At 70.0% G+C, this 20,256-nt stretch carries 14 protein-coding genes and 2 pseudogenes; 6 read left to right on the top strand and 10 right to left on the bottom strand.

The genetic code is table 11. The annotated features are described in order from the left end of the window. Positions 1-62: 62 nt before the first annotated feature. On the top strand, positions 63-596 hold the full coding sequence (locus ACIBJF_RS43455; protein ID WP_399182653.1) for a DUF6417 family protein: 534 nt from the start codon (positions 63-65) through the stop codon (positions 594-596). 181 nt (positions 597-777) lie between these two features. On the opposite strand, the gene ACIBJF_RS43450 is transcribed toward ACIBJF_RS43455, so the two are convergent. From ACIBJF_RS43450 to ACIBJF_RS43440, 3 genes are all read right to left on the bottom strand, one after another. Continuing rightward, the gene (locus ACIBJF_RS43450) at positions 778-1,311 is read right to left on the bottom strand and encodes a GNAT family N-acetyltransferase (RefSeq protein ID WP_399182651.1); all 534 of its coding nucleotides are present in this window, start codon (positions 1,309-1,311) and stop codon (positions 778-780) included. Between the two features lie 233 nt (positions 1,312-1,544). Then, positions 1,545-2,630 (bottom strand): integrase core domain-containing protein, encoded by a 1,086-nt coding sequence (locus ACIBJF_RS43445; RefSeq protein ID WP_399182649.1) that lies wholly within the window; start codon positions 2,628-2,630, stop codon positions 1,545-1,547. Between the two features lie 972 nt (positions 2,631-3,602). After that, positions 3,603-4,505 carry an RNA repair domain-containing protein gene (locus ACIBJF_RS43440; RefSeq protein WP_399182647.1) on the bottom strand — a complete coding sequence of 301 codons (903 nt, stop codon included), beginning with the start codon at positions 4,503-4,505 and terminating at the stop codon, positions 3,603-3,605. Between the two features lie 360 nt (positions 4,506-4,865). On the opposite strand from ACIBJF_RS43440, the gene ACIBJF_RS43435 reads away from it, so the two are divergent. The 3 genes from ACIBJF_RS43435 to ACIBJF_RS43425 are packed head-to-tail and all read left to right on the top strand — an operon-like array spanning position 4,866 to position 7,170. Next, positions 4,866-5,807: a heavy metal-binding domain-containing protein gene (locus tag ACIBJF_RS43435; protein ID WP_399182645.1), complete on the top strand. Its 942-nt coding sequence runs from the start codon at positions 4,866-4,868 to the stop codon at positions 5,805-5,807. 13 nt (positions 5,808-5,820) lie between these two features. Beyond that, on the top strand, positions 5,821-6,681 hold the full coding sequence (locus ACIBJF_RS43430) for a heavy metal-binding domain-containing protein (RefSeq protein WP_356318309.1): 861 nt from the start codon (positions 5,821-5,823) through the stop codon (positions 6,679-6,681). A gap of 51 nt (positions 6,682-6,732) precedes the next feature. Beyond that, positions 6,733-7,170: a hypothetical protein gene (locus ACIBJF_RS43425; RefSeq protein WP_356318311.1), complete on the top strand. Its 438-nt coding sequence runs from the start codon at positions 6,733-6,735 to the stop codon at positions 7,168-7,170. A gap of 100 nt (positions 7,171-7,270) precedes the next feature. On the opposite strand, the pseudogene ACIBJF_RS43420 reads toward ACIBJF_RS43425, so the two are convergent. The 6 genes and pseudogenes from ACIBJF_RS43420 to ACIBJF_RS43395 form a co-directional block, all read right to left on the bottom strand. Next, positions 7,271-8,272 (bottom strand): annotated as a pseudogene (locus tag ACIBJF_RS43420) (KGGVGR-motif variant AAA ATPase); the annotation flags it as partial. Next, the gene (locus ACIBJF_RS43415) at positions 8,269-11,097 is read right to left on the bottom strand and encodes a TIR-like protein FxsC (RefSeq protein ID WP_399182666.1); all 2,829 of its coding nucleotides are present in this window, start codon (positions 11,095-11,097) and stop codon (positions 8,269-8,271) included. The gene ACIBJF_RS43415 and the pseudogene ACIBJF_RS43420, both read right to left, overlap by 4 nt. Before the next feature lie 40 nt (positions 11,098-11,137). Continuing rightward, positions 11,138-12,073 (bottom strand): AAA family ATPase, encoded by a 936-nt coding sequence (locus ACIBJF_RS43410; protein WP_399182642.1) that lies wholly within the window; start codon positions 12,071-12,073, stop codon positions 11,138-11,140. Continuing rightward, entirely contained in the window at positions 12,070-14,127 is a 2,058-nt protein-coding gene (locus ACIBJF_RS43405) for a hypothetical protein (protein ID WP_399182641.1), read from the bottom strand. Before ACIBJF_RS43405 ends, ACIBJF_RS43410 begins: the two co-directional genes overlap by 4 nt. Next, positions 14,124-15,059 carry an alpha/beta hydrolase gene (locus tag ACIBJF_RS43400; protein ID WP_399182639.1) on the bottom strand — a complete coding sequence of 312 codons (936 nt, stop codon included), beginning with the start codon at positions 15,057-15,059 and terminating at the stop codon, positions 14,124-14,126. The genes ACIBJF_RS43405 and ACIBJF_RS43400 overlap by 4 nt, the downstream gene beginning before the upstream one ends. A 916-nt stretch (positions 15,060-15,975) precedes the next feature. Beyond that, positions 15,976-16,227, bottom strand: a pseudogene (locus ACIBJF_RS43395) (hypothetical protein); the annotation flags it as partial. Positions 16,228-16,672: 445 nt separating this feature from the next. Here ACIBJF_RS43395 and ACIBJF_RS43390 point away from each other — a divergent pair. Together ACIBJF_RS43390 and ACIBJF_RS43385 are read left to right on the top strand one after the other, a co-directional pair. Further along, positions 16,673-17,404, top strand: a complete 732-nt coding sequence (locus ACIBJF_RS43390; RefSeq protein ID WP_399182637.1) for a trimeric intracellular cation channel family protein — start codon at positions 16,673-16,675, stop codon at positions 17,402-17,404. Further along, the gene (locus tag ACIBJF_RS43385; protein ID WP_399182635.1) at positions 17,401-18,657 is read left to right on the top strand and encodes an amidohydrolase; all 1,257 of its coding nucleotides are present in this window, start codon (positions 17,401-17,403) and stop codon (positions 18,655-18,657) included. The genes ACIBJF_RS43390 and ACIBJF_RS43385 overlap by 4 nt, the downstream gene beginning before the upstream one ends. Before the next feature lie 578 nt (positions 18,658-19,235). Here the strand turns inward: ACIBJF_RS43385 and ACIBJF_RS43380 are convergent. After that, complete coding sequence (locus ACIBJF_RS43380) at positions 19,236-20,078, bottom strand: integrase core domain-containing protein (protein WP_399182633.1); 843 nt, start codon at positions 20,076-20,078, stop codon at positions 19,236-19,238. Positions 20,079-20,256: the final 178 nt, after the last annotated feature.

The raw sequence follows: 20,256 nt of genomic DNA, 5'->3' as shown, positions 1-20,256 counted from the left end.
GTCCCGCAGCGAAACGTCGTGATCAGGGGCCCGAACTCGGGTTTTCACGCGGGACAGGCTGGGTGCTCTCCGGCGACCTGCGCCCGAATCATCAGCAAGGGGTGGAGAGCGTCGCCGCACAAGGACTGGCGGAACTGGCTGACCGGGAGATGCGCGCCGAACTGTCCGCTCATGAGGGCCGGCCCATCCTGTGGGCGGCCCGGCTCACCCCGCAGGGCCATGACGTGCTGGCGTACACCGACGCCAGCCCCGCCCCGGTGGTGCAGCTCCAGGGCCTGGTGGACGGTGAGCAGTTGATTGAGCTGCGGCCAGCGGAAATGGACGCGTTACGCGTCTACATGAGCGTCGAAGCACGGCTGCGCGTGCCGCAGGCCGAGGGCTTGGCGGAGCGGGTGCGCACGGCATGCTTCGACAGGCCAGGCAACCGCTGGCAGCTGTGTCTGACCGCGGAGCAGATCGAGTCGGTGGCGTATGCCTTCTACCTGCGCTCGATGGGCGGTTCTGTCGCTGAGGCCAACCGGTTCGGCCGGGAGTACGGTGTCGTCTTCCACGCGGACCGGTTGACGGGCAGCCTGCGGCTGATCTGCCTGCGTTGAGTCCGGGCTCTGCCGTTGATGCGGATTCCTGAAAACGGCTCTGGGCACAGTTCCGTGAAAGCGCAGGTCAGCGACAGGGGGACAACATCCGTCGCCTCGTGTCCGTGCCGTCGCGACCAATGCGCTCGGGGATGTCGGGACAGTGGTCGGCTGTTTTGTGGTGATCGACGGCTCGGCCGGTTCATGCCTGGAACTCGGTGAGATCGATGGCGTGAACGCGCAGCGGGTAGCCGTACGTCGGGTGCACAGTCTCTCGCTCGGGCACCATGCCGAGCTTGCGGATGACGTTCTCGGAGGCGTTGTCACCCACCCGATTGATGCTGATGACGCGGTCCAGACCGCGGTCCTGGAGAGCAAACTCAAGCGTGGCGTGGGCGGCTTCGGACGCATATCCCTGTCCCCAGAACTGCGAGCCGATGCGCCAACTGATCGCTACGGCGGGCATCATCTCCGGCAGGAACTCGGGCGCGGACAGTCCCGTGAAGCCGATCAGTTCGCCCGAGGCCAACAGCTCGACCGCGAAGAGGCCGAAGCCCTCCTCGTCCCACTCTTCCTCCCACCGCTCGATGTCCTCGGCCGTGTGGTCCAGGTCGCGCACCGAACCGTCGCCGATCCAGTGCATGACCCGGAGGTCCGCGTTGATGTCCGCCATTGGCGCGAGGTCGTCGTCGTGCCAGCTACGGAGGAGCAGGCGGGGTGTGCGGATCTCGGTCATGTGCCCATCCTGCCGAAGGCGACGGCTTCATCGGTATTCCGGCACTCGCCCGCGCTGGTCTGAAGCGGTACGGGTCGGACACGCTGGCCAATTGTCGCTCAAAGTGACGGCGTGGTATCACGTTGGCTGACATCATCAACTCCACTTGCGGCAGCTCCCGACGACAGATGGGCGCCGAGACGGCTGAGTGCTGGTGTGACATCTTGCGGGGCTCGGAAAGTCATCGCTGCAGCTCACGCGGCATATCTGTACTCGTTGATGACCCCGCCGAGGACGTGGGTGCGTAGGAGCCTTTGTGTGTGTGGGTCGTGCCCGGAGGCGGGCTGGTCCTGAGCCTCGGGCGGTCGTTGGTCTCGGGCCCGGTGCGGTCGGTGCCTGTTGTAGTGGTGCTGGTACTCGGCGAGGACCTGTCGGGCGTGGGCCTCGTTCATGATCAGAACGTGGTCGAGTGCCTCCCGGCGGATCGTGCCGATCACGCGCTCGCAGTGGGCGTTCATCCGCGGTGCCTGCGGCGCGCTGAGTAGCACCTCCCTCTCCTCCGCTTCGAAGACGGCGTCGAAGGAGCTGGTGTACTTGCTGTCGCGGTCGCGAAGGGCGAAGCGCAGGGACTCGACGCGGGCGCCGAGATCCGCGGCGAGGTTGCGGGCCTGCTGGGTCGCCCACTGTGCGGTGGGGTGGGCGGTGACGCCGGTGAGGTGGAGTCTGCGGGTGCCGTGCTCGAGGAAGACCAGCGCGTACAGGCGCCTGCCGGTCACGGTGTCCACGTGGAAGAAGTCCGCAGCGATGATCCCCTCAGCCTGGATGGTGAGGAACTCGCGCCAGCTCGGACCGGAGCGACGCGGGGCTGGGCCGATGCCGGCAGCGTGCAGGATCTGCCACACTGTTGAGGACGCGATCGGGTACCCAAGTCGGGCCGGCTCGCCCTGGATCCGGCGATGCCCCCACCGCGGATTGTCATGCGCCAGGCGCAGGACCAGCTTCTTGAGCGCGGCTGCGGTGGGCGGTCTGCCGGTGCGTCGGCGTCGGTCAGAGTAGTCCCACTTTCTGGCGATCAGCCTTCGGTGCCAGGCCAGTAGTGTCCCTGGCGCGACTGGGAAGACGCTGCTCCAGCGGCGGCGCGGTATCAGCGACGACAGCGCGGCCAGCCAGAACCGGTCCGCGGGCTCGTAGCGGATCGGACTGGTGAGTTGCCGTCGCAGTACCGCGTTTTCGTGCCGCAGCACCAGGAGTTCGGCATCCTTGGCGGTCTCCCGGCGCAGCAGTGCCGCCGGCAGGGACAGCAGCGCACGGGTGGCCCGGTACAGCAGCGAGGTGATCATGCGTGCAGCATCCCAGCCACCGCCGAGAGCTCGGCACGCAGGCTCCCACCTGCAGCGATGACTTTACGAGCCCCACAGGTCAGGCAGGCGAGTCGAAGCAACACCGGTGATCATCCTGCCTCAGCCCCGGGCACGGCCTTGAGCTGCATGGATGGCAATTTCGGCAGGCGCAGACCGGTGGATGAGCGGTCACTCCCGCGATGCGCAGCCGCGTGTGCCGTGTGCGAGGAAGCCAGCGCGTACAGGCGGCGTAGGCCGACCAGGTCGATGTGGACGAAGTCGCAGGCGATGACGCCCTCGGCTTGCGCGGTCAGGAACTCGCGTCATGCCGACCCTCCACGGCGTGGGGTCTGGATCGATGCCCGCCGCGGTGAGGATCTCCCGAACCGTCGTCGAGCCGACCGGGTATCCGAGTCGGACGAGTTCCCCTTGGATCCGACGGCAGTCCCACCGCGGATTCTCCCTGGCGAGCCGCAGTACCAGAGCCTTCACCGCACTTACGGTCGACGGTCCACCGGGCCTCCTTCGGCGCTTGCTGTAGTCACAATTGCGCGCGCCCGGACTGCGGTTCCATGCCAGCAGCGTCGCGGGCGTCACCGGGAACAGTTGCGCCCACTGGCGCCGGGGAATCAGGGAGGACAGCACCACGAACCACGGGCGATCTGCCGGCTCGTACCAACCCGGGCTCGGGAACTGTCTGCGCGGCGCCGCGTTCTCGTGGCGCAACACGAGCAGTACCGCATCATTGACGGCGCCCCGGCGCCGCAACACCATCGAAACCGGACCGCTACGGCGACGCGTCGCCGGTCCGCAAGCGCATCGACGCATACCTCGCCGAGGTCGCACCGTCGGACACCGGGCGTCTGAGAGGCCGGCCGGGCGAGCCGAGAGGCCCGTTGACGGCTTGACCCCGTGGCACCTCTGAGTTGTGCGTGCTGCCTCCCCGTCACGCTGCGCGGGGTTGATCCTGCCTCACCTGTCGGAGATCTCGGAGAGCCAGGCCGTGTCCTCCGGGCCGGGCGCTTCGAGGCCGGGTGCCGGCAGCCAGCGGATGTCGCCCGTGCGCAGGGCGACCGTGGCCCGTGGCCGCATCGGCCTCTGGCCCCTGCGGGAGAGCAGGACGAGTTCCCAGACGGTCGCCGTCATGGCGTCGAGCCGGGTGGCGCAGTCGGCGCCGACTCGCCGCGGATCCCGGGTCCGGCCCAGGGACAGATGGGGGGTGAAGTCCTCGGCGGGCCCCCGACAGCGCGGGAACCGCCGCTGCAGTGAGCGGTGCAGGTCCGCCCACGGCACCTTGCCGGCTGCTGCCGGGTCGAGCCACACGGTGGAGTACGCCCTGTGCCGGAAGGTGCGCACCCCGTCCAGCCGGGCGGTGAAGACGGGCGTCTCGGCCGTCGCCGCGGCGAGCAGCGGGGCGGCCCGCTCGAAGTCGGACTCCGGCACGAAGCCGAAGAGGACGTTGACGTGCGGCGGCCAGCGGTGGACCTGCGGATCGTAATCCCGGCGGATGTCCTGGATCGGCGGCCACAGCTCCGCGGGCGGGATCCAGGCCACCGCCGTGTGGGCCGTCGGGGCCAGGCCGAGGACGCCGACGGGTGTGCCCCTGCCGTAGCCCGGGTCCCCTTGCGGGTTCCGCACCCGGCCGGCGCCCGACGCGTCGATGCGGTCCACTCCTGTGGCCCGGTCCCAGACCACCTCGCCGTCCGCCTCGATGAACACCACCCGGTGCCACGGGATGTCGCCCCCGGGTACGAAGGAAGGCAGCGCGATGCGTTTGAGGGCACCCCCGCGCTGGCAGATCCCCAGCACGAACCGGGCCGGGTCGAACCGCGGGTCCCAGCGGATTCGGTGATAGATCTCGTCGCAGGTTCGCATCACGCCTCCTCTCCCGCCGGCACACGTCCTCCTCCTCCAGGGTGCCGCCCGACCGTCCTCGACGGGCATGCCTCACGCACCGCGACATGTCGGGGGCGATACGTGAGGGAGATGGCGTATGCCGAGGCGAGTCGTCTCGTCGCAATCGGGGACCGGTGGGGGCGACGGCCCCGCGGGCGACCGTGAGCGAGGCCGTGCGGGGCCGGCGGGAGCGAGGCCTGAGGGGGGCCGACGGGAGGCGCCGGCTCCCGGACACCGGCCCAGGCTCTTCGTCCACCCTCACCCGCGTCGGTCCGGCGGCCTGGGCATAGACTCGCACCGCTGTGCCTCGGACCGGGCGTGAAGCGGGAGTTGGTGTCCATGAGCGGGGACTGGACGGGGGCCGGGCTGCCCCCGGCGGCAGCCGCGCGCATCGCGGAGGTGCGGGGCAGCGGGACGTGGTCCTCGGCGCTGTCCACCGGTGAGTTCGCCGCGCTGCGCGCCGTGGGGTTCGAGCCGGTGGGCCAGGTCATGGGCTCGGCCGTGTACCACGTGGGCCGCAGCGGCCGGTACTGGGGCTATCACGACTGTCTTTACGGGGGCATCCAGTACGCCTTCAGCAGCGCCCCGGCGCCCATAGCCCTCTCCGGAAGCGGCGCCCCGTCCGCCGGGCTCGTCGAGGTGCTCGACCGGGCACGTCGCTCGGCCCTCGACCGGATGACCGCCGAGTGCTCGGCTCTCGGCGGCGACGGGGTCGTCGCCGCACAGTTGACCGTGGCGCCCTTCGTGGGGCAGTCCAACTGTCTGGAGTTCAAGGTGATCGGGACCGCGGTGCGCGCGGCCGGGACGGTACGGGCGCCGCAGCCGTTCACCTGCCACCTCGACGGCCAGGGGTTCGCGAAGCTGGTGACCGCGGGATGGGTTCCGGTGGAGCTGCTGTACGGGCTGTCCATCGGCGTACGGCACGACGACTACCGCACCCGAGCACAGACACGCTCGTGGAGCAACACCGAGGTCAGCGGCTGGAGCGAGCTCGTCCAGGCGGTGCGTTCCGACGCCCGTGCGCACCTGTCGGCGCAGACGGGGCGGCGGGGCGGCGACGGCGTGATCCTCTCCGCGGGCCGCCTGCGGATCTGGGGCGAGTCGTGCATGCGCAGGAGCAACGACGACCAGCAGGACCATGTGGTCGAGGCGACGCTGCTGGGCACCACCGTCGCCCGCTTCACGGCACGCGAGCAGCCGCGCCGCACACTCACCGTGATGCCGCTCGACCCGGAACGACGCGGGCGGACCATGCGCCGCACCGCCACCGACATACGATGAGGGGAACCCGTTCATGAGCGTCTTCAACCCCGCCGACGGCACACCTGCCGGCATGTCCGCCCAGGGCGTGCCGGCCGACGCGATGCGGCGGCTGGCCGAACTGCAGCCGGGCAGGCCGGGTTCGCTCTTCACCAGCGACCTGTCGGTCAACGAGTTCCTGCTGGTGCGCGAGGCGGGATTCCGGCCCATCGGCCTCGTCCTGGGCAGCTCCATCTACCACGTGGGCATCCAGCTGGGCCGCTGGGGCAAGAACCAGGAGCTGACGACGCTCAGCCAGGCGATGTACCACGCCCGCGAGCTGGCGATGACCCGCATGGAGGCGGAGGCGGCCCAACTGGGCGCGGACGGCATCGTCGGCGTGCGCCTCAGCGTCGAGGCCCGTGAATTCGGCAACGACATCGCGGAGTTCATCGCGATCGGCACCGCCGTCAAGGCCGACCACCCGGCGCCGGGCGTGGCCGGCGGCAGCTGGCGCAACCTCAAGGGCCAGCCGTTCACGTCGGACCTGAACGGCCAGGACTTCTGGACGCTCATCCGCGCCGGCTACGCCCCCCTGGGCATGGTGATGGGCACCTGCGTCTACCACATCGCGCACCAGAAGATGGGGCAGATGTTCTCCAACATCGGCAAGAACGTGGAGATCGAGCAGTTCACGCAGGCGCTGTACGACGCGCGGGAGCTGGCGATGGCGCGGATGCAGCACGAGGCGGAGGAACTGCGGGCGGAGGGCGTCGTCGGCGTACAGCTCAACGCGCACAACCACCGCTGGGGCGGTCACACCACCGAGTTCTTCGCGATCGGCACGGCCGTACGGCCGCTGCGCGAGGACCACGTCATCGAGCGCCCGACGATGGTGCTCAGCCTGGACGGCTGAGCACCCGGCCCAGCAGACCCGCACCAACGGCACACCACGAGAGGCCCCGCGATGACCTCGGCACACGACCCCGTACCGTTCGAGCCCACCGGGGAGCCGGACTCCCTCGACCTGCTGACGGCCGCGCTGCGCAGGGACGCCGCCGACCTGGAGGTCTACGCCCAGGTGCTCACCGGGACCCTTGCGGAGGCGCTGCCGCCGGGTTCCGTCGCCGTCGAGCGCAAACGGAGCATCGCCGACCGGCTCGCGGGACGCGACGGCCGTGTCGAGCGGGTCGAGGTCCTCCTCGGCGAGCAGCGCCTCGCGCTCGACCTGGCAGGCGGGCGTCCCTCGGGCGAGGTGTGCAAGGAGGTCCGCGGCGTGGTGCTCTCCCGGCGCCCGGTGGCACTCGACGAGTGGGTACGGGAACTCGCGGTCGCGGTCGCGGCCCGTGCACAGTCCGACGCACGGGCGCGGGCGGCGCTGCAGAGGCTGGTGCTCGGGGAGTAGGGGCGCGGCCTCGCGACAAGGTCCGGATGGATCACCGAACCGATCCGCTGCTCGGTCTCTTGAATCATCTCCGGCGTGGCCGGCGCCGATCTCAGGATTCTGCCGGCCTCAGTCCGCCGAAGGCATCGCGGCAGCGCACCCGCACGGGTTCGGGCACGGGCGGCAGCGCGGTCACCTCACCGTCCGAAATGACAGCGGTGAGCCTTTCGAAGGCGGAGAGCATGGAGTCCGTCCGGCCGCTGTCGTCGCCGAAGGCGGCGAGCGTCTCTTCGTACGCGTAGGAGGGCCGGTACGGGATCCTGACCCGGTCCCAGTAGTCGGCCGCCGCCTGGCCCCGCAGCCCGGTGGGAACACCGTCGAACACCTCTTTGGCCAAGGCCCGCGCGGCGTCGGCCCGGTGCTTCTCGGCCTCGTCGACCCGCATCGCTACAGGCAGCACCCGGATCGTGCCGACGGGGTGCCGGGACACGCCGTGGGCCACCGAAGCCGCGCCTTCCAGGGACTGCCGGCTGAGGGTGAAGCAATCCACCACTATGTCGGGCATCTGGAGGGTGCAGATGTCCGCGCCGTCGGACAGTCCGGTCCTGCTGTCGATCAGGACGTAGTCGTACGTCGCCTTCATGACGTCGCGGAGGGTGTCCAGGAAGACGCTGCCACCGAGTCGCTCGTAGAAGTTGTCCCAGTCGAACGTGCTGACGGTCGGCCCGTACGCGCGGTCCTGGCGGCCGGAGGAGAGGAAGTCGAGCGAACCACCGTCCATGAAGCGTGCGCCGAGTTGTTCGGGGGTGACGGACAGGGCGTGGGGCTCGACGCCGGCGTAGGCGACGTGCCAGCCGTCGGAGCGGAGGCTGCCCGAGACCGCGGCCCAGGCGTATTCCTGCAGCAGGTCGATGACACCGGTGGTGGCCGCCAGCCCGTTCGGGTCGAGGAACGGGTGGAAGTAGCGGTGCAGTCCCGGGGCCTCCAGATCCCAGTCGACGGCGAGGACGCGTTTGCCGTTGGCGGCGAGGATCCACGCGGTGTTGGCCAGGGCCATCGTGCGACCGGTGCCGCCCTTGTACGAGTAGAAGGTGACGATGCGTCCGCCGCGCCCGTCCGTCATGATTCCCCTCCTTCGCCGACCCCGGGATCCGTGAACAGCGGATCGACGGGCCCCCGGAGACGGGGCCTGGCGACGTGGGGTCCGGCGGGCGGACGGGCGGTCGCATGCTTGAGGTACTGCCGGGTGGACTGGGCCACGACGGTGGGGAGCACGTCGGAGAAGGCCTTGAGGGTGGGCACGCCGTTGACCGCGATCCGTGCGTCGGTGCGGCGGCTCCTGTCCATGATCGTGGGAAGCGTGCGTTCCAGTTCGGCGGTGAGTCTGAGCCCGTCCTCACCGAAGTTCTGGGTGTCGGAACGGCTTCCGGGGACGATGACGCTCACCCAGGGCCGGGCGGCGCTGTCGAAGGCCCGGAGCCTGCGCCGGCGTTCCTCGTCGGCCAGCGCCCAGCGGTCCACCAGGAGGATGGCGGGGGGAGAGGCAACCGCCTGCGTCGCGTCGGCCGCCGAGCCGTCACCGGACGGTTCGTCGTCGAACGAGGAGACGGTGACGCGGTAGTCGAGCGAGCGCACCAGATCCTCCGCGAGGGCCGCCAGCGGGCGCGTGGATTCGGCGAAGTACGGGTTCCAGTCCTGAGCGTTCGCACCGTACGGCTGTGGGTCGCGTTCGTCCGGGATGCTGCCCCGGGTGGGAGCGGCCACATACAGGTGGATGTGCCGGGGACCGGTGCCGCGGGGTTTGAAGGCGCTGGGGGTGCTCTCGTAGTCGCGTGGACGGCCCGGCGGTAGCGGCGATTCATGCGCGACCCGCACGATGCGCCGGGCCAGCCTGAAGACGACTTCCTCGTACTCGTCGCGCAGCCGGTTGAGCTTGATCAGCCCGTAGATCCCGTTCTGGGCGTAGCGCCCACCGAGATCCGGGGGGACGAGGGACAGCCTGCGCACGGACTCGGGAAGCTCTGTGTGGTCGATGTGAGTCCACAGGGCCGGCACGATCGCCGGGTCGACGCCGTAGCCGGTGGTCCTCGCGTGCACGATCCGCTCGTTGAACGCGTACCATTCGCGGCCGCAGGCCTCGCTCGTGAAGTAGCGAGGCGAGAGCAAGGGCACCAGCACCCGGCAGTTCGCCAGGCTCTCGCTCAGCCTGTGCGGCCAGCCCTCTCCCGATCGCATCTCCCGGTCCATGAAGCCCGCCGGGGCACCGGCCGGCAGATCGGTGAGCGCCATGATGTGGCTGCACAGGTCGTTGAAGAGGACATGGACCCAGTGATCAGGGTCGCCGCCACCCGGCCCCCAGGGCGGCGTGTGGGCGTAACTCAGGAAGAAGTAGGGCCGGACGTCGTACGGTTCGCGATGCCACGCAAGGTCCACGACCTCTCCCCGTCCCGTCAGCGGCGGCCGGTCTTCCGCCGGCAGGCCCAGCAGCTCCAGTGTCCGGCGTCGCGCATGGGCGAACGCCCGCTCACCGGCAAGGTGTTCCGCGTGGCCGTGCGGAGCATACGCTACCGCGGGCAGCCGTCCCGGCCGGGCCGCACGTTCCAGGGCGCGGTCCATCCGGCGTACCTCGTGCACCGTCAGTTCCCGCTCCAGGCGCAGGCGCACGACGGGGTCCGCGACCAGCTCGACCGGCCCGTCCCCGTGCGTCTCGATCGTGAAGAGCCCGCTGGTGAGCAGCTCGGCCAGGTCGGCCACGGTGGCGTCCGGCACCATGTCCTGGCGGATCAGGTGCAGCAGGCTCATGGACAAGCGGCCGAAGGGGGCGCACAGGACGGCCAGTCGCACCGCCCCCGGGGACGCCGTACGGAGGAACCCCTCGGCGGTTGCCGCACCGGCGTGTTCCCGGGGTGGGGGATGACGGCGCAGCCGTCCCGCGCGGGGCACCAATACCGCTCCGCATCCCTCCGGGGCACCGCGCATCAGGGCGCGCGACCACTGGTCCAGGGAGTGCGGGGACGTCGACAGCACCGGGAGCGGCAGCCAGTCACCGGTGTCCGCCTGCTGGTCCTCGTCCGGCGGCAGCAGCGGGCGGTCGAAGGTCAGGTGCAAGCTGTCGGCACCGGGAGCGCTTGCCTGCACCCGCACCGACGGAAGACCGAGCGCGGTCCGGCGCCACAGCTTCGGCGGAAGCGGATTGAGCAGCGCGACCGGTGTCGTCAGTGACCAGCCGCGGATCCGGCGCCACACCTCCGGCTCCCGCCACTGTGGCCCGGCACAGTCGGACACGACGATCACCAGCCGTCGTGCGTCGGGGGAGCGCAGCTCGCCGGGTCCGGTCAGCCTGCCGAGTCCGTCCCGGATCTCGGGTCCGTTCGCACCGAAGCCGAGCTCGCGTGTCTGGAGGGTGCGAAAGGCGCCGAGACGGTCCAGGACGGCGGTGAAGTCGGCGATGGTCTCCCGCCACACGCGCATGGCGGGGGAACGGTCGACCACCAGGACGAGACCGAACCATCGTTCGGGGGCGGGCCGGAAGACAGGGATCAACTCGCCGCTGCGGGCGTAGCCGTCGACGGTGGCGTCGATGTCGAGGGCGGGCCTGTGGCCCCTGGGCCAGGGCCGTTTCCAGGGTCGCAGCGCGCGGGTGACCTCCTCGGCGAGCGGCAGGCCCGCACCCTGCGGGGTGGCCACGGCGGCACCGCTGATGCGGGCACTCGCTCCGCGGAGACGTTCGTGGAGTGGGCGACTTGGTCCCGGGGCGGCCGTATGGCCAGGGCCTGGTCCGGGGAAGGACGGCGCGGCGGGCGGTTTCGGCGCACCGACGGCGGGCGGTTCCGGCGAGGCCCCGGCTTGCGGAACCGCGGGGCCGGCGCCGATCCGTGCCGCCAGCCAGAGCACTTCGGCCAGCGCGGTGCCGTCCAGGTCCGGCGCGACGGCGCCGAGCGCCCGCACCACGCGGCCCAGCAGGTCCGGTGGGCCCGGGGCAGGGTGGTCAGGCACCCGACAACTCGCGCAGGATCAGTTCCGCGACCTCGTGCGCGTCCACGCCCGCGACGGCGGAGCCGCCCGTCAGCAGGTGCACCGCGTTGAGCAACTGGTCGACGGCCAGGCTCTCGCCCGAGGCGACCCGATCCGCGAACCCCTGCACCAGCTGGTCCACCACGGGCGCCTGCCGGGAGTCCGAGCCGACCCGCAGATGAGCCTCGACAACGGCGCGCAGTGCCTCCACGGTGGGTTTCGGCATGGTGAAGCGGATGCAGCGCCGTAGGAAGGCCGCCGGGAAGTCACGTTCGCCGTTGCTGGTCATCACGATGAACGGGAACTGGTCGCACTGCACCCGACCGCGCTCGATCGGGATGCGAGTGTCGCTCTGCCACTCGCGCACGTACACCGTGGCCTCGCTGTAGCGGCCGAGTTCGGGGATGTCGTACGCACCTCGTTCCAGTACGTCCAGCAGGTCGCTGGGCAGATCCAGGTCGCTCTTGTCGATCTCGTCGATCAGCAGTGCCCGGGGACGGGGCGACGGCAGCAATGCGGTGCCCAAAGGCCCCAGTTGCAGGAACGGAGCGATGTCGTCGCTGCCGGTCGGACCGGCCAGTCGCTGGGCATGGATGCGGCCGAGAGCGTCGTAGCGGTAGAGCGCCTCGGTGAGAGTGCTGCGCGAGGTGATGTGCCAGCGCAGCGGGTCGCCCAGCTTGAGTTCGGCGGCGACCTGTTCGATCACGGTGGACTTGCCGGAGCCCGCGGGGCCGGTGACCAGCAGCGGACGGCGAAGCGCCAGGGCCGCGTTGACGGCGGTGGTCAGGCCGGGCGGCGGCTGGAACTGCCGGTGCAGGTTCTGCCGGGGGAAGCTGCGCCAGGGGGGCGGATCGTCCAGTTCGACATCGCGTGGAATGCCGTCCCCGACGTAATAGGGCTGCCAGGTCATGTGGCGTTCCTCCCCTTGGTGACGAACCGCTCGAACCAGTCGCAGAAGTCGAGCCATTCCGTGTCGTGCCAGATGCTCCGCCACCGTGCCAGATGCTCGTGGCCGTCGGATCCCTTGCGGGTTTCGCGCGCCCAACTGCTGCGGTAGGCCTCGCTGAACTCCGCCGGCAGCAGATGCCAGAAACGGTCCAGGCTGTCCCGGCAGGCGTCCGGCATCCCTCCCTCGGCACCGGGCCAGAGCACGATGGGGGCGTGTCTCAGCAGCACCTCCATCACCTGTTCCATCCGCTGTGGGCGGTGGCGCAAGCCCACCGCCTGGGTGTACTCCCCCCGCTCGAACCGCGCGGCGAGTTCGTCGGTGCGTGCCGTCTCCTGGCTGCCGAGCCAGTCGACCGGCGCGCGCCCGGTTCCTCGCTCGTTCATGTCGGCGAGTCTCTCCCGTGCCTGGTCGTTGATCCACCAGATGTGGTCCGGCGGGCACATCCGCTCGCTCCAGCGCAGTACGACGTCGTACATGAGACCGAGCCGCCGGCCGAAGTTCGTCTCCTCGGGCCGCCACCGCAGCAGCAGTGCGGCAGGGGCGGCCACCTCGACCCGGCGCAGTCGCCCGATCGGCCTGCTCTCCAGCCAGGCCCACTTGAGCACCCCCGCCAGCTGCTGTTCCACACCGGCCCGGCTCGGTGTGCAGGCGAAGTCGGCCTGCGCGCACACATCGGGGCCGTCCAGGAGGAACGCCTGCAGGCTCTCCGGCCACAGGTCACCGAGCGTCGCATGCAGACTCACGACGAGCCGCAGTCGGTTTCCGGCGTCGCGCCGGCGCAGATCCTCGAAGGCGTCGTCGAGTTCGGCCCTGGCGCTCACGGCATGGTGCCACGACTTGAACTCCGGCAGGTCTTTCGGTAGTTCGTCCTCGAGGGCGAGCTCGGCGACGAAGGCGGCGATCCGGGCCATGGGGGTCTCGCCCTGCCGCTGGGCACGGAACCTCAGGTACTCGACCGCGTCGCGCAGCAGGGAGGTCCCGGTGGACTGCGGTAGCGGCTCGGCGCAACGGCCCGCAGCTCTGCGCAGCGCCCGCCGCAGGCGTTTGGACGTCAAAGGGCCGCCGGGCCAGGAACTCAGCAGGTCGACGGTGCGTAAGACATCCCGCAGGCCGTCGACGACGCCCAGTGCGTCGGACGGTGCGGAGCGGTCGCGCAGCGCATCGTGCAGCTCGTCGAGTACGGCCGCACCGGTGACGGGCACCGACAGCAGCGCCGAACCGCCGTGCGGGGCCAGCGCCGCCTCCAGTTCCTCCAGGGCGAGGGGCCCGAGCTGTCCTCCGGCCCGTACGAGATGACTGGCGTTCCGGGCGAGCCAGGGCCGCTCACCGAACCGCGCGCCGACATAGTGCACCAGCCGCGCGTCTTGGCCGGGCGCCTCGGTCAGCAGGGCATCGAGCACCGTTTCCGGGAGCAGGAACTCGCCGGCACCGACGACTCCCTGCCGGAGCACGCGGATGAGTCCGCGTGAGAAGGCGAGCCCGTACGCTTCCTGTGCGGCGCCGACGGCCATCAAGAGCGACAGCCGGGTCGCGCCCTCACGGACTCCGGCGTCCACCGCACGCAGATCGGGCGTGGCGCCGCCCGCGTGGCAGGTGTCGACGACAGCGATGAGTCCGGGCAGGCCGGGGGCCTCGAGGGTCCGCTCCAGCGCGTCTGCCACGTTGACCGCGGAACCGGTCTCGTCGGCTCGGGAATCGCCGGCCATGAGGAAGAGCCTGGGGTTCCTGCCGGAAGTGATGCCGTGACCGAGGAAGGCGACAACGAGCAGGGCTTCGCTCTCTCCGGCCTTGCGGGCGGCACCCCGGATCGCGGTCTCGATGTCGGCCTGGCCGGCGGACGCGCCGTACAGGAGGGCCGACTCGACCACCGGGCTGTGTGTGCAGGCTCCCCTCCGGTCGTCGGTCAGTGTGTCCCGCAGGCCCCGGGCCACGTCCTCCAGTCCGTCGAGCACGCCGAGCTGTGCACACTGCGGTGCGATGACCAGGGCGTGGCGAGCCTGGAACGGGGCGGTCATGACTGCGTGACCACGTCGAGGGCCTCGACGATGGGCCCGGCGACGCCCGGGTGCGCCAGATACTTCAGCGCGGAATGCACCCACGCTCCGTCCGAGTCCACCCGTCTGGTCACCGGGAGGACGGACCGAACGTTGGCCCCGACGAAGTCCTCCAGCCGGGCTCTGCCCACGATGAGGTCGTCCCGGTCCCAGACGTTCACCCAGTGTGATACGGCGTCAGGGGCGCGTGGCGGCTGGGGACGCACCCGACGGCCCACGATGGCACGCAGGCCCAGCGGCGACCCCAGGGTCATGAACAGTGGAACGTCCCCGCGGTGGCTGGACAGCGTTTCCAGAGCGACGACGGTGCCCAGTGAATGTGCGACGACGACGGTGGGCACCGCGGGATCCAGTGCCTGTGCCACCCGGTCTCGAACCCTCGCGGCGAGAGACGGTCCCGCGTCACTGCCTTCCTCGCTCGCCAAATAGCGTGTGACCTGGGTGAGGTGACCAACCATCAGTCGTCCGCTCGCCCAGGCGCCGAATGTCCGCAGCCCGGGGACGGCGAGGAGCGTGTTGGCGGCGCTGAGCACCTGCCGTGCGGCCGAGCCGAGGCCCTGTGCGGGGCCTTCGGGGGCGAGTTGCGCTTGTGCGTGCTGCAGCACACGGGTCTCGCCGTCGGTCCTGCAGCACTCGGCCAGCCGAGCGTCGATCACCTCGCGCAACAGGGACCGCACGTCGAACGCCTCGGCTTCCTCCAGTTCGCCGACGCCCTGTGCCTGCGGGGCCGCGAACAGGTCGCCGTAGTAGGCGAACCGGACGTCCGCCAGTGTGCCTCGCCGCAGCTCTGGTGCGTGTCGCGCGTGCCCCGCCGCACCCGCCCCTACCGCCAACGCGCCGAGCCAAAGCTCCAGTTCGGCTGCGGGGTCGCGCGGTCCCCCGATGCCATGCACGAAAACCAGATGCGGCCTCATGGTCCCCCAATGGCAGCTCCACCCACGGCCGGGGCGCATCAAGATGATAGCGACGGACCGGTGCGCCGGGGCCATTTCCCTACCCGCTCAGCGCTCGGTCACCCCGTCACGAGCGCCCGTGGAATGCCGGCCGTCGGCGTTCATTCGGAGCCGAGCCCGGATCTACGTCAGCCATTGCGGTCCGGGCGTGCCGAGCATGGTGGCATGGCAGGCGGTTCCCGCCCTCCGCGAGGGGCCGGCGGAGGGCTGAACGGCCCCGCACCCCGGGTCGACGCCGCGGGAACCCAGGTTGTCAGTGACGCCTCGTACGGTGCTCGCATGGGTATCACCTCGGCCTGGTCCATCAGCACCCACGACGACGACTTCATCAGCACGCTCGCTCCCCGGCTGCTTCCGCTGATCGCCGCGGAGCGGGAAGAGCCGAGATGTGTGGGACCTGGTCGATGGCGTGGAGGACCTCTTCCTCTTGGTCCACAGCAAAGAGTTCGCGCTGAGATCCTTCTTCCACGCCATAGGTCCCGACCGGGCCGTCCTCCTCCCCGGCTGGTGCGGCAACTTCCTTCTCACCGCCGCCGAGGTGCGCGAGACGCTTCCCGCTGTCGAGCGGGCACTGGGCTTCACCGCGCAAGAACGCGCGGAGGCCGAAGACCAGGACTGGCTGGACTACCGCGATGACGAGGAGAGCGTCCTGGACGGACCGCTGCGGATGTGGTGGCAGGCCGCCGCCGACGCCCGCGGGCTGTGTGGCGTGTCCGTCATCATCCACTGTGAGGGACGGCCCGACGACCGGCGAGGCCACTGCGCAAGCCGTCCGGTCCATCGTGCTCGTCGGCGCTGTGCTCCTCGGCTGAGTGCCGGCCGGTCCGTCGGGCTGTCTGGAGGCAGTGGCGTCGTGTCAGCTGGCCGCGCTGCCCGAGACCCACTGGGTCCACGGCATGTTCCAGTCGCTGAGGCCGTTGTCCGGGGCCAACGCGGTCTTGTGCTCGGAGTTCTTGACGATCACGACGTCACCGATCATCGAGTTGTCGAAGAACCACGCGGCGGGCTGCCTGCCGTCGCCGCCGCCCTTGACGTCCTTCAGGCCCACGCAGCCGTGGCTGGTGTTGACCTTGCCGAAGACCGAGTCGGCACCCCAGTGGTTGCCGTGACTTCCCGCAGATCGGCGGCGATCTCGGCAGGCACCCCTGGTGAGCAGCCGATACGGACCACGGCGTACTGGGGCAACGGCAACGGCGGGAAGTCTCGGATCACGCGAGCATCATCCTCGTGCTCCGGCCACACCGGGAAGGCGCGAGCTGGCCCCTGCCACCCTGCGGCGGGCCCCGACATCACTCAATCAAGTTCAGTAGCGAGGTCGGCGAACTGCCCGAACTTCTGGATGTGCTCGGTGAACACGTCCAGCCGGGTTCCGGCGATGAAGCCGCGGACATCCGACCTGTACCCATCCATGCCTTCTGCGCCGGCGGGACCCTGACTGCGGGCGATCCGACCTATCGGCCGCCCGCTGTCGCGGAACATCACTGTCCGTGGCCGTGTGCGTGCCGTGGAGACGCCGAGTCACTAGGCTCGTCATCGTGTCCACCGTGTGTGTGATGTCGGCTTCCCTGATCCCCGCCGGAATCACGGTCGCGACGCGCTATCTCGACCTTGCCGGTGTTTTCTCGTGCGCGCTGCTGGGGGGCGCCGTGGCCCGCACGGTCGGCCTGGACCTGTTCGGATTCCTCGTGGTGGGCGTCATCTCCGGTCTGGGCGGAGGCATGATCAGGGACGTGCTGCTGCAGCACGGCACACCGGTCGCGCTGACCGACTACGCCTATGTGCCGACCGCCGTCACCGGTTCCGTGGTGGTCTTCCTCATCAAGATCAGCGAGGCGTCCTGGACCCGGCTCTTCACCGCGCTCGACGCTGCCGTCCTCGGGTTCTGGGCGGTCACCGGGGTCAACAAGACGCTCGCCGTGGGTCTTGGATGGCTTCCGGCCATCCTCCTGGGCACAGTGACAGCCGTCGGCGGCGGGGCCCTGCGCGACATCGTCCTCGGCCGGGTGCCGGCTGTCTTCGGGGGCAACGGTCTGTACGCCACCGTCGCCCTCGCGGTCGCCGGAACGACAGTGATCTGCGTGTACCAAGGTGTGCCGGTCCTCGGCGTCGCCCTGGGCATCACCCTGGCCCTGGCCTTCCGGCTCACTGCCCTGCGGTTCGGCTGGAACCTGCCCACCAGCCTGGACTGGCGGCCCGGGTCGAAGCTGGCCGCGTCGCTGCGGGACGGCACCGCCGCCGGGAGCGGGAAACAAGAGCAGTCCCACCCGCGCAAGGAGACGCCGTGACCGACCGAAACCGCGCAGTGCTGTCCGGCCTCGCCGGCATCCGCTCCGATCTCGAGGATCTCTACCGTGATCTTCACAGGCATCCTGAACTCGGCCTGCGGGAGCACCGCACGGCCAAGAAGGTGTCCGATGCTTTGCGGGATCTCGGTTACGAGGTCACCGGCGGCATCGGCGGCACGGGAGTGATCGGCGTACTGGCCAACGGCGACGGACCCACCGTCATGGCCCGCGCGGACATGGACGCCCTCCCGGTACGCGAGCAGACGGGTCTGCCCTACGCCTCCACCGTGACCCTGACCGGCCCGGACGGCGCCGAGCAGCCGGTCCTGCACGCCTGCGGGCACGATGTGCACGTGACCTCCCTCATCGGCTCCGCACGGCTGATGGCGCAGACCGCAGAAGCGTGGCGCGGTACCTTCGTGGCGCTCTTCCAGCCCTCGGAGGAGAACGGCGACGGCGCCCGCGTCATGATCGACGACGGTCTCACGGCAAGGGTGCCCCGGCCCGACGTGGTACTCGCCCAGCACGTCCTGCCCTATCCGGCCGGGTACGTCGGCACGCGTCCGGGGCCCTTCCTGCCGGCCGCGGACAGTTTGCGCATCACCGTCCACGGCCGAGGTGCGCACGGCTCCATGCCTCAGGCCGCGGTCGACCCCGTGGTGATGGCCGCCATGATCGTGGTGCGCCTGCAGACCATCGTCTCCCGGGAACTCGCCGCCACCACCCCCGCCGTCGTCACCGTGGGCAGCATCCATGCCGGCACCGGGCCCAACGTCATCCCCGACAGCGCCGTCATCGACCTCAACGTCCGCACCTACGACGACGCCACGCGGAACCAGGTGCTGAAGGCGATCGAGCGCATCGTCCGGACTGAGAGCGAGGCGTCCGGGTCGCCCGAGGCACCCGAGATCGAGCGAACGGCCGCCTTCCCGCCCACCGTCAACGACGAGGAAGCGACCCGGCGCGTCGCCGAGGCGTTCGCGGCCCACTTCGGCGCCGACGCGCACACCATCGACCTGCAGACCGCCAGCGAGGACATGAGCGAGATCCCCGAAGTGTTCGGCGCGCCGTTCACCTATTGGGGCATCGGAGGCATCGACGCCGGCCTGTACGCCGAGGCCGCCAGGAAGGGCACCGTCGCCCAGGACGTCCCGGTCAACCACAGCCCTGCATTCGCTCCCGTCGTCCAGCCCACCCTGGACACCGGCGTCAGCGCCATGACAGTGGCTGCCCTTGCCTGGCTCAGCGGCTGATGAACTCCTCGTCATTGCGTCCCGGGAAATCCGCCGTTCTGTTGAGCTGACTCCCCTGCTCGATGGCGGTGGCGGTCGTGGCGAGGCGCCGGGTGCCCCCGGTGAGCAAAGCCAAGTCTCATGAGGCGAGGCTGAGGCCATTTGGCGCATCTTCCAGCTTGAGCCTTCCCTGCGCCACTGCGACCGTATCGTCAGTCGTCAACTCGCCCCTCGGACACAACGCTTGACGATACGGTGATGAGGGCCTCGATCTTACGATCGCGGTCCTCGTTGCGTTTTCATAGTTGATAGCGATGCCCAGGGCGTCGTAGAGCGGGCCCTTCTTTTCGACGGCGGCAGTTTGGATGCGCTGTGCAATGTCTCCAAGACTCTCAGTGATCCGCCGGATCTGTCGCGCGTCGAGCGGGGACTGCTTCTTCCGGGTGACGGCGGGGTGCGCGTCGAGCTTCTTCTGTGCCGCGTCCTTGTCCCGCTGGGCCTCGTTGATCCACTGGGTGACGACGGCCGGGTCGGCTCCGGCGTGGAGGGCTGCCTGGTAGCGGGCGAGCCTGTGGGGCTCGTAAAGTCATCGCTGCAGCTCAAGCCGTGTATCGGTACTCGTTGATGACCCCGCCGAGGACGCGGGTCCGCAGGGGCCTGCGGGGCACGCGATCGTGCAATACCGCTGACTGTTCCCGGGCTTCGGGTGGTCGTTGGTCTCGTGATCGGTGTGGCCGATGCGTGTTGTAGTGCTCCTGGTACTCGGCGAGGACCTGGTGGGCGTGGGCTTCGTTCACGATCAGGATGTGGTCGAGGACCTCGCGCCGGATCGTGCCGATCACTCGCTCGCAGTGGGCGTTCATGCGCGGCGCCTGTGGCGCGCTGAGCAGCACGTCCATGTCTTCGGCCTCAAAGATGGCGTCGAAGCAGTCGGTGTACTTGCTGTCGCGGTCGCGGAGAACGAAGCGGAGCGACTCGACGCGTGCGCCGAGGTCGGCGGTCAGGTTGCGGGCCTGCTGGGTCACCCACTGCGCGGTGGGGTGGGCGGTGATGCCGGTGATGTGGAGCCGGCGGGTGCCGTGTTCGAGGAACGCCAGCGCGTACAGCCGCCTGCCGGTGATCGCGTCGACGTGGAAGAAGTCCGCCGCGATGATCCCCTCGGACTGGGTGGTGAGGAATTCACGCCAGCTCGGGCCGGTGCGGCGCGGGGCCGGGCCGATGCCGGCCGCGTGCAGGATTTCCCAGACCGTGGACGGTGCGATCGGATGCCCCAGCCGGGCCAGCTCACCGTGGATCCGCCGGTGGCCCCACCGCGGGTTCTCCTTTGCCAGACGCAGAACCAGCTTCTTGAGCGCGGCGGCCGTGGGCGGGCGGCCGGTGCGGCGTCGGTCGGCGTAGTCCCACTTCCTGGCGATCAGCCTGCGGTGCCGATGCTGTCCCACGGAGTGGTGTAACAGCGATCTCCGCATAGGCCCTGGTCAAAGGGCGGCCATCGCGCAACTCTCCGAGTAGAGAGGCTCGTTGAGAGAGGTGACGCGATGGCCTTGTCCCAGCATGACTTACTCCGCCTGATGGAGTCACTGCGTACGGCAGACGGAATCGAGTTGGTCCGGGTCCTGG

Origin of the sequence: Streptomyces sp. NPDC050743 (assembly GCF_044456925.1) — a bacterium.
In the GTDB taxonomy this organism is placed as follows: Bacteria; Actinomycetota; Actinomycetes; order Streptomycetales; family Streptomycetaceae; genus Streptomyces.
Note: the sequence above shows the minus strand (reverse complement) of the source record. Positions and strands in the feature narration are given on the sequence as shown.

Coding starts and splice junctions, on each gene's coding strand:
- ACIBJF_RS43425 (WP_356318311.1), top strand. CDS start 6,733: ATGACCTCGGCACACGACCCCGTACCGTTCGAGCCCACCGGGGAGCCG.
- ACIBJF_RS43435 (WP_399182645.1), top strand. CDS start 4,866: ATGAGCGGGGACTGGACGGGGGCCGGGCTGCCCCCGGCGGCAGCCGCG.
- ACIBJF_RS43445 (WP_399182649.1), bottom strand. CDS start 2,630: ATGATCACCTCGCTGCTGTACCGGGCCACCCGTGCGCTGCTGTCCCTG.
- ACIBJF_RS43405 (WP_399182641.1), bottom strand. CDS start 14,127: ATGACCGCCCCGTTCCAGGCTCGCCACGCCCTGGTCATCGCACCGCAG.
- ACIBJF_RS43430 (WP_356318309.1), top strand. CDS start 5,821: ATGAGCGTCTTCAACCCCGCCGACGGCACACCTGCCGGCATGTCCGCC.
- ACIBJF_RS43410 (WP_399182642.1), bottom strand. CDS start 12,073: ATGACCTGGCAGCCCTATTACGTCGGGGACGGCATTCCACGCGATGTC.
- ACIBJF_RS43450 (WP_399182651.1), bottom strand. CDS start 1,311: ATGACCGAGATCCGCACACCCCGCCTGCTCCTCCGTAGCTGGCACGAC.
- ACIBJF_RS43440 (WP_399182647.1), bottom strand. CDS start 4,505: ATGCGAACCTGCGACGAGATCTATCACCGAATCCGCTGGGACCCGCGG.
- ACIBJF_RS43390 (WP_399182637.1), top strand. CDS start 16,673: ATGTCGGCTTCCCTGATCCCCGCCGGAATCACGGTCGCGACGCGCTAT.